The organism is Streptomyces sp. NPDC047880 (genome assembly GCF_040706515.1).
Lineage (GTDB): Bacteria > Actinomycetota > Actinomycetes > Streptomycetales > Streptomycetaceae > Streptomyces.
In genome coordinates this window covers 44,673-56,504 of sequence record NZ_JBEZOK010000039.1, presented here as the reverse complement: position 1 = coordinate 56,504, position 11,832 = coordinate 44,673, and the positions used below count along the sequence as shown (strand labels likewise).

Sequence of the window (11,832 nt, the reverse complement as noted above, 5' to 3'; positions counted from 1 at the left end):
CACTGCCGGTGACCAGCTCCCGCAGCGGATACCGGGCCAGCACCGCGTCCACCTCCGGCGTCAGCGCCCCCGCCAGACGGGACGCCGCGGGACGGCCCTCGTCCCGCAGGGTCTGCGCCGCGGCGAGCAGCACCGAGCGGCCGGCACCCTTCGGCGTGCCGGCCGCTGCCCGCTCGAACAGTTCCGCGCCTTCTTCCAGGACCAGATCCGGGTCGATGCCCGCCGGGATCTTTATGCCCGCCGCGTGGCGCCAGGTGGCCACCGGGTCGCTCCAGGCCTCCACCCGGTACGACCAGCGGCCGACGGCGTTCGCGGTGACCTCGGCGCCCCAGCGGTCGCTGCCGGGGGCGAGCTCGCGCATCGGCGTCCAGGGGCCGGGGCGGCCCTCGGGATCCTCGAGGACGACGTTGGCGGCCACCGCGTCGTGCCCCTCCCGGAACACGGTGGCGGTGACCTCGAACGACTCACCCACGACCGCCTTCGCCGGCCGGTTGCCGCCCTCCACGGCCGGGCGGACGTCCCGTACCGGGATTCGGCCGATGGCCCGGGTCCTCCTCATGGTCCTCACCTCCAGCGTGCTCGAAAGCCGGGCCGCCTGGCCCGGTTCAGGGGACGGGTGTGCGGGAAGGCCGCTACCTTCTCGCCGTGGATCTGCGCTCGGCGGCCGTGGATCTGCGTTCCGCCGCCGATGGCCTGCGTCTGACCGCCGTGGCCGGGCGAGGCCGTTCCTTCGGTTCCTGCACACAGGTGACGTGCTGCTCCTGCAGGCAGGTGATCTGCTGTTCTTGCAGGTAGGTGACGTGGTTCGTGCGCAGGTACCGCTCGGCGGCGTCCGCCGCCTCCCGAGCGCAGCGCTTGCCCATCAGCACGCAGAGCGTGTAGCCGGAGTCCTCGAACGTGGTCCGCACCGTGCGGTCGTTCGGTGCCGCGAGCATCACGCGTTCCCAGGCCCGGTAACGCCGCAACTGCCGGGCGACTTCGGCTTTGGCGGGTAGCAGCATGGCGCCGATCACCTTTCGGGGCTCGAGGGGCACGGTCTCCCGACGGTCGGACGGCGGCCCGTACAGCGGCCGGACCCGTAACGGCGATCGAGTTCTTCACACATGGTGCACGGGTGGCGACACAGCGTCTTGTTGGGTCTTCAATCAATGGCGGTTCCGCTGGGCTGTTCGAGCGCCCCGGGCCTGCTCACTTGTGCGCTCCGCTGCCTCAGTTGTGCGCTCGTGTTGCACGGACGGGCTAGCACCCTCACGCTGATGGTGACTCAGAAGCGATAGGCGCTCACGTTCCGTGTTCGGGGCTCGTTCCGCAGGACCGCGGGAGCGAGAAGGAGCTGAGCTTCGCGGTGAGGAGCCGACCGATGAAGACCGCAGTGCCCTGCTACTACCACCTCGACGTGGAAGTCAGCCCGGAACGGGTGGGACAGGTCAGCCGCATTCTGGCCGCTCACCTGAAGTTCTGGGACCTGGACAACCTGGTCCAGCCCGTCTGCGGCGGTGCCGAGATGCTGCTCAAGGCCATCGACGAACACGCCACGGACAAGAACACGTCGATCGAGATGTGGTGGAACGGGCAGCACCTGATCACCGCCATCGGGGACAACGACCGCGCCCTGCGCCCGGACCAGGAGCTGCGAGGCTGCCTGGAGCACCTCGCGGCCATGAGTGACGGCTGGGGCTGCTGCGCCACCGAGACCGGCAGCAAGGTCATCTGGTTCTCGCAGCGCGCCCGCGCCGGTGAACGCGTCCCGCTGGTGCCCACCGCTCCCGCCCCGCGCGAGAGCGAGGGCCTGGACGTGCCCCGCGAGGAGCGGGTCGTGCAGCTGGCCGGCCCGGCCAGCACCCCGGCCGAGGTCCTGGAGGACGCCCGGTGACGCGCCTGCCGCCGAGGAAAGGGGCGTCCGCCTGGGGCGGGCGCCCCTACCCCCTGGGAGCGGAGTACGACGGGGACGGCACCAACTTCGCGCTGTTCAGCGAGGTCGCCGAACGCGTCGAGTTGGTCCTCGTCGACGACGACGGCGCCCACACCCAGGTGCCGCTGACCGAGGTCGACGGCTTCGTGTGGCACGGCTACCTCCCCGGCGTCGGCCCCGGCCAGCGCTACGGGTACCGCGTGCACGGGCCGTGGGCCCCGGCCGCGGGTCACCGCTGCAACCCGGCGAAACTGCTGCTCGACCCGTACGCCCATGCGGTGGACGGGCAGATCGACAACCACCCCTCGCTCTACGAGCGCAACCCCGACGGCCCCGACCCGGCCGACAGCGCCGGGCACACCATGCTCGGCGTGGTGACCGACCCGGCCTTCGACTGGGGCGACGACGCCCGGCCCGGCCGGCCCTACGCCGACACGGTCATCTACGAGGCACACGTCAAGGGCATGACCCGCACGCACCCCGAGGTGCCCGAGGACCTCCGGGGCACCTACGCCGGACTGGCACACCCCGCCGTCGTGGAGCACCTGACCTCCCTGGGCGTCACGGCCGTCGAGCTGATGCCGGTCCACCAGTTCGTCCACGACGGGGTGCTGCACGACCGCGGTCTGTCGAACTACTGGGGCTACAACACCATCGGCTTCTTCGCGCCCCACAACGGCTACGCCGCCCACGGCACCCGCGGCGGTCAGGTCGCCGAGTTCAAGCAGATGGTGAAGACCCTGCACGCGGCCGGGCTCGAAGTGATCCTCGACGTGGTCTACAACCACACCGCCGAGGGCAACGAGAGGGGGCCGACGCTGTCCTTCCGGGGGATCGACAACTCCTCCTACTACCGGCTGGTCGACGGCGACTGGGGGCACTACTACGACACCACCGGCACCGGCAACAGCCTGCTGATGCGCCACCCCTACGTCCTGCAGCTGATCATGGACTCGCTGCGGTACTGGGTGACCGAGATGCACGTCGACGGCTTCCGCTTCGACCTCGCGGCGACGCTCGCCCGGCAGTTCCACGAGGTGGACCGGCTGTCGGCGTTCTTCGACCTCATCCAGCAGGACCCGGTGATCAGCCGCGTCAAGCTGATTGCCGAACCGTGGGACGTCGGCGAGGGCGGCTACCAGGTGGGCAACTTCCCGCCCCTGTGGTCGGAGTGGAACGGCATGTACCGTGACGCGGTCCGGGACTTCTGGCGCGGCGAGGACCATACCCTCGGCGAGCTCGCCTCCCGTCTGACGGGTTCCCCGGATCTGTACCGGCACAGCAGGCGCCGGCCCCGCGCCAGCGTCAACTTCGTCACCGCGCACGACGGTTTCACCCTGCGCGACCTCGTCTCGTACAACGGCAAGCACAACGAGGACAACGGCGAGGACAACCGGGACGGTGAAAGCACCAACCGGTCCTGGAACTGCGGCGCGGAGGGCGCGACCCGCGACCCGGCCGTGCTGGAGCTGCGCACCCGCCAGCAGCGCAACTTCCTCGCCACCCTGTTGCTCTCCCAGGGCATCCCGATGCTCTCCCACGGCGACGAACTCGGGCGCACCCAGGGCGGCAACAACAACGCCTACTGCCAGGACAACGAGATCTCCTGGATCGACTGGCGGCTCACCGAGGAGCAGCGTGACCTCCTGGAGTTCACCCGGTACGTCATCCGGCTGCGCAGGGGCCACCCCGTCCTGCGCCGGCGCCGGTTCTTCCTCGGCGAGACCCTGACCCGTGCGGACCAGCCGCTGCCCGACCTGGTGTGGCTGGCGCCGGACGCCGGCGAGATGACCATCGACGACTGGCGGCGCGGCGACGCGCACTCCGTGGGCGTCTTCCTCAACGGTGACGCCATCGCCGAACCCGATCCGCGGGGGCGCCCGGTCGTCGACGACTCGTTCCTGCTGCTCCTCAACAGCCACTGGGAGCCGGTCGACTTCCGCCTGCCGGACCGCTCCTACGGCGAATGCTGGAGGGCCCTCATCGACACGGCCGACCCGGAAGCCACTCCGGACGAGTCCGAGCACAAGGCCGGGACGGGCCTCACCGTCGGCGCCCGCAGCCTGGTGCTGCTGTCCCGCCCGTCACGGGCGGCGCGTGAGAAGGAGTGACGCCGGGCGAGCGGCGGCGATGAGTGAGGGGGTGACGCCCGCCGGGCGTCACCCCCTCACTCATCGATGCGCAGGAAGCGACGGCGCGCGGCAGTGACGAGGATCAGCGGTCGCGGCGCGCGGTCACGGTGAACTGCGCGCCGTCATGGTCGCGCAGCACCGCCTCGTCGCTGCCCTTGGACAGGACGCTGCCGCCGTGGAGTTCGGCGGCGCGGGCGCAGGCCTCCACGTCGTCGACGGAGAAGTGGACCTGCCAGTGCGGCCGGATCGCGGGGTCGGGGGCCGCCTCCAGCGCCCCCGACTCGATTCGGGCCACCACGTCCCCGCGGCTGCGCAGCACGACCTCGCCGCCCTCGTAGTGGACCTCGCAGCAGCCGGGCCGCTGGGTCGCCCAGTCGAGGATCTCGCCGTAGAAGATCGCCGCGTCGAAGGCGTCCCGGGTGTGGAGCGTGATGAAGGCCGGCTGCGCGTTGCGCCAGGTCTCCCAGTCGGTGAAGAGGTCGCCCTCCCAGATGCCGAAGGTCGCCCCGTCCCGGTCGGCGAGCAGCGCCGCCCGCCCCGGCGGCAGCGAGATCGGCCCCACCGCGACCGTCCCCATGCGCTCCTGCACCCGCGCCACCGCTTCGTCCGCGCTGCGCACCGCGAAGTACGGCGTCCACGCCACCGCCATCTGCCACATGGTCGCCACCCCCGCGATGCCGGCCACCGGCGAGCCGTCCACCAGCGCGATCCGGAACCGGTCGCCGAGCTTGGCCGGCCGCCACTGCCAGCCCAGCACGGCACCGTAGAACTCCTCGGTCGCCTTGACGTCCCGGCTGGTCAGGCTCACCCAACAAGGTGCGCCGAACACGGAGTGTGATGAGACGACGTCCTTGGTGCCGGAGGAGGTGGGCATGTCGTGGTTCATGGCAGTCGCGTCCTGATCTCGTCGGCCTGGCAGCCACCGGAGGATTGACACCAGTGTCCAACCGGAACCGCTGTGGGCGCCTGCCGAGTACCCCGGCGAGGGCGCCGAAACGGTGTCCCGCCTGGTCCGCCCCGGTGGCACCGGGCGGGCCGAGTGACGACGATGGATGGGTCGGACACTGCGTCAAGGTACTCAAGCATCCAGCGGGACCTCCGGCGCAGCGGCACACCGCACCCGGAGGTGACCATGCCCACGGACGGAGGCTCGGATCGGATCCTCGAACTGCAGGAAGAGGTCCAGCAGCTGAAGGAGGCGGTCGTCTCCCACGCCGTCGTGGACCAGGCGATCGGGATGGTCGTGGCACTGGGCAGGATCTCTCCCGACCGGGGGTGGGTCGTGCTGAAGGAGGTGTCGCAGCACACCAACATCAAGCTGCGCAACGTCGCCGAGCTGATCCTCCTCTGGGGGCGCACGGGCGTGATGCCCGAGGAGATCCGGTCCGTCCTGGAGGACGCCCTCGACCGCGCCGGACCGACGCAGATCCCCGGATCCCCGCCGGAGGTGTGATCCCGGCGGCGGTCCGGGCAACCGCACGCCGGCGCTTCAGGGGGCCTCGGCGAGCAGCTCCTCGCGCAGCTGGGCGAAGCAGCTGCTGAGCAACCGGGAGACGTGCATCTGCGAGATGCCGAGCTGTTCGGCGATGCGGCTCTGTGTCATGCCCTTGAAGAACCGCAGGTACAGGATGATCCGTTCGCGCTCCGGCAGCGCTTCGAGGCAGGGCCGGACGGCCACCCGGTTGACGATGATGTCGAAGGCCGGATCGGGTCCGCCGATCGCGTCCCCGAGAGCGTAGCCGTCGGTCCCGGGCATCTCGGCCTCCAGCGACAGTGCCGAGAAGCACTCCAGGGCCTCCATGCCGGTGCGCACCTCTCCCTCGGTGAGCTGGGCGTACTCGGCGATCTCTGCGACGGTCGGGGCGCGCCCCGGGGTGGTCTGGGACAGTTCCTTCGCCGCGTGCCGCACCCGGTTGCGCAGGTCCTGGACCCGGCGGGGTACGTGCAGCGTCCACATGTGGTCGCGGAAGTGGCGCTTGATCTCGCCGGTGACCGTCGGCACCGCGTACGCCTCGAAGGCGTTGCCGCGGGCCGGGTCGTAGTGGTCGACCGCCTTCACGAGGCCCAGCGCGGCGACCTGGTACAGGTCCTCGAGGGCCTCGCCACGGCCCCGGAAGCGGACGGCGATCCGCTCGGCCATGGGGAGCCAGGCCTCGACCAGCTCGTCCCGCAGAGCCTTGCGCTCGGGCCCCTCGGGCAGACGTGCGAGACGTGCGAACGCCGCCGCCGTGTCGGGGGCGTCGTCGTGGGGGTGCGTTCGGGTGCTGCCGGCGATACGCATGATGCGCACCTCCCTGGGCAGGTGCTGAATGGGGACAGACACCGTGGGAAGCGCGGCCTCGGACCTCACGGAAAGCACCGGGAGTCCGGGCGGCCGGCTCCCCGCATACGTGCCTCCTGTCCGAAGCACTGGCAATTCAGACAATACGGCATTTGGGGGACGTGGGCGCTCTCAAGGTCGCCACCCTTTCGCGTACGCCACGTGACCTCGTTAGACCTCGTACATCCCTTGGCCCTTCCTGACCTCGCCTCGGACCGGTCGGCTCTGCTGTACAGCCAATGTCGGGGGCATGGCGCAGGAGACCCTCCCCGAAGAGCAGGCCGATGCGCTCGTCGGGGTCCAGCGGCTGATCCGGCGGCGCCTGCGGCGGCTGCCCGGCCCGCGGCTGCGCGGCGCCCGGCGGAACCGCTGCGCCTGGCCGCGGCCCGCCCCGGCGTCGGCATCTCCGGCGCGGCCAAGGAGCTCGGTCTTGCGGCCGACTCGTCCAACCTGGTCAACCCACGGGTGAGGGCCGGCCTGGTCCGCGAGACCGGCCCCGCGGACCGGCGCGCCGCCCGGCTGCTGCCCACTCCCGCCGCCGGGGCGCGGCCGGCCGAGTGGCGCGGACACCGCGCCGCACTCGTACGCCGCCGGGTGTCGCGCCCGGACGAGGCGGGCCGCCGGGCGCTGTGGGCGGCGCTCCCGGCCCTGCCCAAGCTCGCCGACACGCTGCACGAGGAGGCCGAGGAGTCGTGACGCGAACACCGCCGCACCGCCGCGCTGCTCGGCGCGGCCCTGACCTGGAACCCGCTCGAGCCGCTCGCCGTCGCCGCGATCGTCGTCCTCGGCTCGGCCTTCTTCTCCCGCCTGTCGACGACCATCGCCGGGATCGTCCTCGGCCGCGACCGCCTCATGGGCATCGGCCAGGTGATCGCCATGCCCCTGTTCTCCGGTTCCAGCGCCTTGTGCCCGCTGTCCGCCATGCCGGACTGTAGGCGACGAGGCGTTCCTCGACGACGCGCTGAACCGTTCCGGTTCGACGGCCGAGCAGCGGACGGTGACTGTGGCGTTCCGCCACAGTCCGGCAGCAAGGCCAACCCGCTGAGCCGGTTGATCTTCACTCGTGGAAGTGATGTGCGGCACGCCCGGGCAAGCGCTTTCTCCCGCTCTTTCCGGATAACCGCTGGGCACGGCTTGATCACCGATCAAAAAGGATGAACTGCCAGGCCACAGCGCATTCTGCTCATTTGACAGTGCGCTCAGGGCACAGATAGGAAGCAGCTTCCAGAGGTCGAGAGGGTGCAGCGTGTACGAGCCGAACGTGGTCGGGGACTGGCAGGAGTACGACGAGCATGCCGGTCTGCGCGTCCGCGTCCACCGTCTGGAACTGGCCGAGCCGCCCCGCGGCCGGGACGACGCCGCCGACGGGCTGACGTACTTCTGCCTCCGTGTGACGGTCGAGAACCGCGGCAGCCGTCATCTCGGCGTGCACTTGGAGGACGGCCAGATCGACGTCCGTCTCGGGCCGGACGGGGAGAGCGCCTTCATCGACTGGCGCAACTCGCAGTTCATCGAGGGCTTCGACGTCTACCCGCTGCGGCGGGCCACCGCCGTGCTCTACGCGGCCGGCGCCGAGGCCTCCCTGGGCCTGGTCGACGTCCAGGTGCAGTTGCGCGTCGAGGAGGAGTGGGCCGACCGCCGGCTGTGGTCGGGCGGCATCGGCGTGCACGAGGGAGCCGCCGGCGGCCAGCAGGGCGCGGTGCGGGACAGCCTGGCGCACCAGGTGAGCGTCTTCCTGCGGGACCAGGCGGAGGAAGGCACCGCCTGATCCGGCGTCAGGGCGTCGCTCGGGTCAGTGCGGGATGCCGTCGATGATCTCGCGGGCTCCCTGACGCAGCAGGGCCACGGCGACCGAGGTGCCGAGGGTGGCCGGGTCGAGCCGGCCCGCCCACTCGTGGGCGTTGAGGCGCGTCTTGCCGTCGGGGGTGAACACGCAGGCCCGCAGGGAGAGTTCGCCACTGCGGTCCACCTGCGCGAACCCGGCGATGGGGCTGTTGCAGTGCCCCTGGAGCACATGAAGGAACATGCGCTCGGCGGTGGTCTCCCGGTGGGTGTCCGGGTCGCCGAGACCGCTCACCGCGTCGATCAGCGCGGTGTCGTCCTCACGGCACTGCAGCGCCAGTACGCCCGCGCCGATGGGCGGCATCATCGTCTCGGTCGAGAGGATCTCGCTGATCACGTCCTCGCGGCCGATGCGCTCCAGGCCGGAGACCGCGAGCAGCAGCGCGTCCGCCTCGCCGGCGGCCAGCTTCGCGAGGCGCTTGTTGGCGTTGCCCCGGAACGGCACGCACTCCAGGTGCGGGTGCGTGGCGGCCAGCTGTGCGACACGGCGCACCGAGGAGGTGCCGATCCGGGTCCCGGCCGGCAGCTCGTCCAGGGTGAGCCCGTCCGGGTGGATCAGGGCGTCGCGGATGTCGTCCCGCTTGAGGAACGCGGCGAACACCGTGCCCGCCGGGAGCGGACGGTCGGCCGGCACGTCCTTCACGCAGTGCACGGCGAGGTCGGCCTCGCCCGCCAGCAGCGCCGCGTCGACCTCCTTGGTGAACGCGCCCTTGCCTTCGACCTGGGACAGATCGCCCATCCACTTGTCGCCGGTGGTCTTCACCGGCACGACCTCGGTGCGTACTCCGGGAAGGGCGGCGGCCAACTCGGCCCGGACGCGCTCCACCTGGGCGAGCGCCATGGGGGAGTCGCGGGAGACGATGCGAATCAGTTCGGGGGCGGACATGCGGACACGATAGACCCTCTCGCGGGTGCGTTCGTGCCGTACCTCCCCGACCGCCGGGCGACGCACGTCAGTTCGGGACGAGTGGATCTCCCCGCGAGCGGCGCCGCCTCACCGCGTGGCCAGGCGGCACCGGCACGAGCCAGACCCGGCAGGGGGGCGCCCCCGGCCGGATCGCGCGCGTCAGGCGTACGGGTCGAAGGAGATGCCCGAGGGCTTGGCCTTCGCGAGGTGGTTGGCGAAGTCGCCGTCCTTCAGGCCGAAATGGGCGCTGCCGAAGTCGTGCGACGTGAGCTTGTCGCGCACCCCGGCCGGGTAGCCGTTCCAGCCGACCAGCGCCGGGTACTGCCAGGTGCGCTTGTGGTTCTCCGGCGGCTCGTCCTTCGTGTTCGCGGCGCGGAAGCAGTGCGTGCTGATGCCGTCCTTGTGGTAGACGATCTTCGCGTGCGTGCCGTCGAAGCGGATCGCGGACGCCGCGTGCACGGTGAACGAACCGTGGTTGGACGTCGACACGTACTTGACCTGGTTTCCCTGCACGAACACCGCGACGTGCTCGAAGTCGTGGCGGTGGCCGCCGATGCCGCTGCCGGCCAGGGCCTGGTCCTTCTCGAAGTAGAGGGCGTACAGGATGGCGCACCAGCCGTTGTTGCACGTGGAACGCGCGTAGCCGTTGGTGTTGTCGAGGTCCGAGGCGTCCCGGCAGTTGCCGTTCAGGGCGCCGCTCGGTTTGAGGCCGCCGTTCACCGTGCCGTCCGGGCCGATCGCCGGCGTGGAGTAGCAGCCGTCGGTGTCGTAGTCGTAGGCGGGCTGGTACGTCTGCTCCAGCGGGTCCGCGTTGGCGGGCAGTGCCGACGGCGGGGCTGCGAAGGCCGTGGCGGGTGCCGCGAGGACGAGGGCGGCGGCACCGGCCGCTCCGGTGAGCCATCTCCTGCTGTGGCGGGCGAACGTGCGTGACGACACTGCGTCCTCCTTGGTCCGGGCGCAGCCCAACGGCTGTGGGGGAAACGGGGGTTCAGCTTCCAGGCTGAACGCGTCCATGCCAAGAGGGGTGGAGGATCTCAGCGGTGAATCGCAGCCCGACAGTGGGAAATTGCCGTTGTTTCAGACCATGTCGTCCGGGATGTCGGCCGCCGCGTCCTCGGGCGCCAGATCGGGCCGGAGCCGCAGCCAGGACGGCTGCCTCAGCAACCCCTCCCGGGTGCGGGTGCTGTAGCGGACCTCACCGACCAGGCGGGGGACCACCCAGTGCGCTCCCGGGGCCCGGGGGGCGGGGTCGAAGGGGCAGGCGCCGGTCGCGGCGGCCTCCAGCAGCCCGGCGAGTTCCGTGCGTTCGGCCTCACTCCAGCCCGTGCCCACGCTGCCGACGTAGCGCAGCCGGCCCGCGGCGCGCTGCCCGACCAGCACCGCGCCCGGCAGCCCGGTGAGCCGTCCCTTCCCGGGCTGCCAGCCGCCGACCAGGACGTCCTCCGTGCGCATGTTGCGGATCTTGATCCAGGCCCGCGAGCGCGTCCCCGGTTCGTACACGGAGTCCAGCCGCTTGCAGACCAGGCCCTCCAGGCCGTGCTCCCGGGTGGCGCGCAGGGCCTCGGCGCCGTGGCCGACGAGTGCGCGCGGGGTCGACCAGGAGGGCCCGGTGAGGCCGAGGCCCTCCAGCGTCGCGCGGCGCCGTGCGTAGGGGAGGCGCAGGAGGGAGTGGTTCTCCAGGTGCATCAGGTCGAACAGCACGAGGTGGACGGGGACCTCGGCCGCCCGCCGGGCGGCCCTGGCGGGCGCGTGGGCCAGGCCCATCCTGGACTGCAGCAACTGGAAGCTCGCGCGGCCCTCGGCGTCCAGGGCCATGACCTCGCCGTCCAGTACGGCGGGGGTGGAACCGAGCGCCGTGGCCAGCGGCCCGAGTTCGGGGTAGGCGGCGGTGATGTCGTCCCCGGAGCGGGCGCGCAGCAGCACGGTGCCGTCGCCGGGCAGATAGACCACCACCCGCTGCCCGTCCTGCTTGGTCTCGTAGGCCCAGCGCGCTTCCTGCGCGGCGGGCGGCAGGGTGCCGGACGTGGCGAGCATGGGCGGGATCAGCGGCAGGTCCACGGGTGAGGTGTCGACAAACCGGCGGGCCCTCACGCGTGTTCTCCGGCTGTTTCCCCTGAACGGCGCCGACCCGGGGCCGGTCCCGCGGAGTCCCCGCACTCCCCGATTCACTTGACTCACGCAACGAGATGATGGCCTGGTGCTCATGTCCACCCCAACGCTCCCCGGCGTCCCCGCCCCGGAAGCGACCGAGATCGAGCGTGCACTCACCCGCATCACCTACCGGAGCACCCCCGCCCGTCGGCACCACCGGCCGATGGCCCTTGCGGGCGTACCGATGGACCGCGCCGCCGGGGCGCTGCTGCGACTGCTGGCCGACTCCGAGCCGCTGCGGCCCGGGGAGCCCGCCGCGCGGCTGGGCGGCGAGGCCTCGCACGTCACGCGTGCCGTGCAGCAGCCGCAGAAGTCCGGGTACGTCGCCCGCGTCCCCGGCCCGGACGACCGCCGCGCCCAGCGCATCGAGCTCACCGGCGCCGGCGCCGAGGCTATCGCGAAGGTCCGCGACGCCGGGGTCCGCGGCATGCAGATGGCCCTCTCCGGCTGGTCGCCCGGCGACCTGCGGCGGCTCGCCACGCTGTTCCACCGCAGGGGCGACGACTTCCTCGCCTGCGCCGAGCAGGAAGGAGAATCCCGGTCGGCTCCGGGCGGGCCGGCCTGATCG

12 protein-coding genes and 2 pseudogenes are annotated in these 11,832 nt (G+C 71.7%); 7 read left to right on the top strand and 7 right to left on the bottom strand.

What is annotated here, in order from left to right; all coding sequences use genetic code 11:
- Positions 1–559, bottom strand: a 559-nt coding sequence (locus AB0937_RS36850; RefSeq protein ID WP_366718298.1) for a maltotransferase domain-containing protein, incomplete at its 3' end; no start/stop codon positions are given.
- Positions 560–632: 73 nt separating this feature from the next.
- The gene (locus AB0937_RS36845; RefSeq protein ID WP_366718296.1) at positions 633–1,001 is read right to left on the bottom strand and encodes a DUF5133 domain-containing protein; all 369 of its coding nucleotides are present in this window, start codon (positions 999–1,001) and stop codon (positions 633–635) included.
- A 359-nt stretch (positions 1,002–1,360) separates the two neighbouring features.
- Between AB0937_RS36845 and AB0937_RS36840 the strand changes: the two genes are divergently transcribed.
- Both AB0937_RS36840 and glgX read left to right on the top strand, forming a co-directional pair.
- Positions 1,361–1,873: a pep a2 gene (locus AB0937_RS36840; protein WP_366718295.1), complete on the top strand. Its 513-nt coding sequence runs from the start codon at positions 1,361–1,363 to the stop codon at positions 1,871–1,873.
- The gene (gene glgX, locus AB0937_RS36835; RefSeq protein ID WP_366718293.1) at positions 1,870–4,023 is read left to right on the top strand and encodes a glycogen debranching protein GlgX; all 2,154 of its coding nucleotides are present in this window, start codon (positions 1,870–1,872) and stop codon (positions 4,021–4,023) included. Before AB0937_RS36840 ends, glgX begins: the two co-directional genes overlap by 4 nt.
- A gap of 103 nt (positions 4,024–4,126) precedes the next feature.
- Here glgX and AB0937_RS36830 read toward each other — a convergent pair whose 3' ends face one another.
- The gene (locus AB0937_RS36830) at positions 4,127–4,930 is read right to left on the bottom strand and encodes a VOC family protein (RefSeq protein ID WP_366718291.1); all 804 of its coding nucleotides are present in this window, start codon (positions 4,928–4,930) and stop codon (positions 4,127–4,129) included.
- 246 nt (positions 4,931–5,176) lie between these two features.
- On the opposite strand from AB0937_RS36830, the gene AB0937_RS36825 reads away from it, so the two are divergent.
- On the top strand, positions 5,177–5,497 hold the full coding sequence (locus tag AB0937_RS36825; RefSeq protein ID WP_366718289.1) for an ANTAR domain-containing protein: 321 nt from the start codon (positions 5,177–5,179) through the stop codon (positions 5,495–5,497).
- A 36-nt stretch (positions 5,498–5,533) separates the two neighbouring features.
- Here AB0937_RS36825 and AB0937_RS36820 read toward each other — a convergent pair whose 3' ends face one another.
- On the bottom strand, positions 5,534–6,325 hold the full coding sequence (locus AB0937_RS36820) for an RNA polymerase sigma factor SigF (RefSeq protein WP_366718287.1): 792 nt from the start codon (positions 6,323–6,325) through the stop codon (positions 5,534–5,536).
- Between the two features lie 289 nt (positions 6,326–6,614).
- Between AB0937_RS36820 and AB0937_RS36815 the strand changes: the two are divergent.
- The 3 genes and pseudogenes from AB0937_RS36815 to AB0937_RS36805 all read left to right on the top strand — a co-directional run bounded on the left by AB0937_RS36815 (position 6,615) and on the right by AB0937_RS36805 (position 8,132).
- A pseudogene (locus AB0937_RS36815) lies at positions 6,615–7,060 on the top strand (MarR family transcriptional regulator).
- Between the two features lie 18 nt (positions 7,061–7,078).
- Positions 7,079–7,291: pseudogene (locus AB0937_RS36810) on the top strand (multidrug ABC transporter permease); the annotation flags it as partial.
- A 319-nt stretch (positions 7,292–7,610) separates the two neighbouring features.
- The gene (locus tag AB0937_RS36805; RefSeq protein ID WP_366718285.1) at positions 7,611–8,132 is read left to right on the top strand and encodes a hypothetical protein; all 522 of its coding nucleotides are present in this window, start codon (positions 7,611–7,613) and stop codon (positions 8,130–8,132) included.
- A gap of 24 nt (positions 8,133–8,156) precedes the next feature.
- Here AB0937_RS36805 and hemC read toward each other — a convergent pair whose 3' ends face one another.
- The 3 genes from hemC to ligD all read right to left on the bottom strand — a co-directional run bounded on the left by hemC (position 8,157) and on the right by ligD (position 11,171).
- On the bottom strand, positions 8,157–9,092 hold the full coding sequence (gene hemC, locus AB0937_RS36800; protein WP_366718283.1) for a hydroxymethylbilane synthase: 936 nt from the start codon (positions 9,090–9,092) through the stop codon (positions 8,157–8,159).
- 180 nt (positions 9,093–9,272) lie between these two features.
- Positions 9,273–10,049 (bottom strand): NPP1 family protein, encoded by a 777-nt coding sequence (locus AB0937_RS36795; RefSeq protein WP_366718281.1) that lies wholly within the window; start codon positions 10,047–10,049, stop codon positions 9,273–9,275.
- A gap of 141 nt (positions 10,050–10,190) precedes the next feature.
- Positions 10,191–11,171 (bottom strand): non-homologous end-joining DNA ligase, encoded by a 981-nt coding sequence (gene ligD, locus AB0937_RS36790; RefSeq protein ID WP_366718279.1) that lies wholly within the window; start codon positions 11,169–11,171, stop codon positions 10,191–10,193.
- Between the two features lie 145 nt (positions 11,172–11,316).
- Here ligD and AB0937_RS36785 point away from each other — a divergent pair, with 145 nt between their 5' ends.
- Positions 11,317–11,829 (top strand): MarR family transcriptional regulator, encoded by a 513-nt coding sequence (locus AB0937_RS36785; protein ID WP_366718277.1) that lies wholly within the window; start codon positions 11,317–11,319, stop codon positions 11,827–11,829.
- Positions 11,830–11,832: the final 3 nt, after the last annotated feature.

What these genes read in the sequence shown, in the direction of transcription:
- AB0937_RS36845 (WP_366718296.1), bottom strand. Translation starts at nt 1,001, where the DNA reads ATGCTGCTACCCGCCAAAGCCGAAGTCGCCCGGCAGTTGCGGCGTTAC.
- AB0937_RS36840 (WP_366718295.1), top strand. Translation starts at nt 1,361, where the DNA reads ATGAAGACCGCAGTGCCCTGCTACTACCACCTCGACGTGGAAGTCAGC.
- AB0937_RS36830 (WP_366718291.1), bottom strand. Translation starts at nt 4,930, where the DNA reads ATGAACCACGACATGCCCACCTCCTCCGGCACCAAGGACGTCGTCTCA.
- AB0937_RS36825 (WP_366718289.1), top strand. Translation starts at nt 5,177, where the DNA reads ATGCCCACGGACGGAGGCTCGGATCGGATCCTCGAACTGCAGGAAGAG.
- AB0937_RS36820 (WP_366718287.1), bottom strand. Translation starts at nt 6,325, where the DNA reads ATGCGTATCGCCGGCAGCACCCGAACGCACCCCCACGACGACGCCCCC.
- hemC (WP_366718283.1), bottom strand. Translation starts at nt 9,092, where the DNA reads ATGTCCGCCCCCGAACTGATTCGCATCGTCTCCCGCGACTCCCCCATG.
- AB0937_RS36785 (WP_366718277.1), top strand. Translation starts at nt 11,317, where the DNA reads ATGTCCACCCCAACGCTCCCCGGCGTCCCCGCCCCGGAAGCGACCGAG.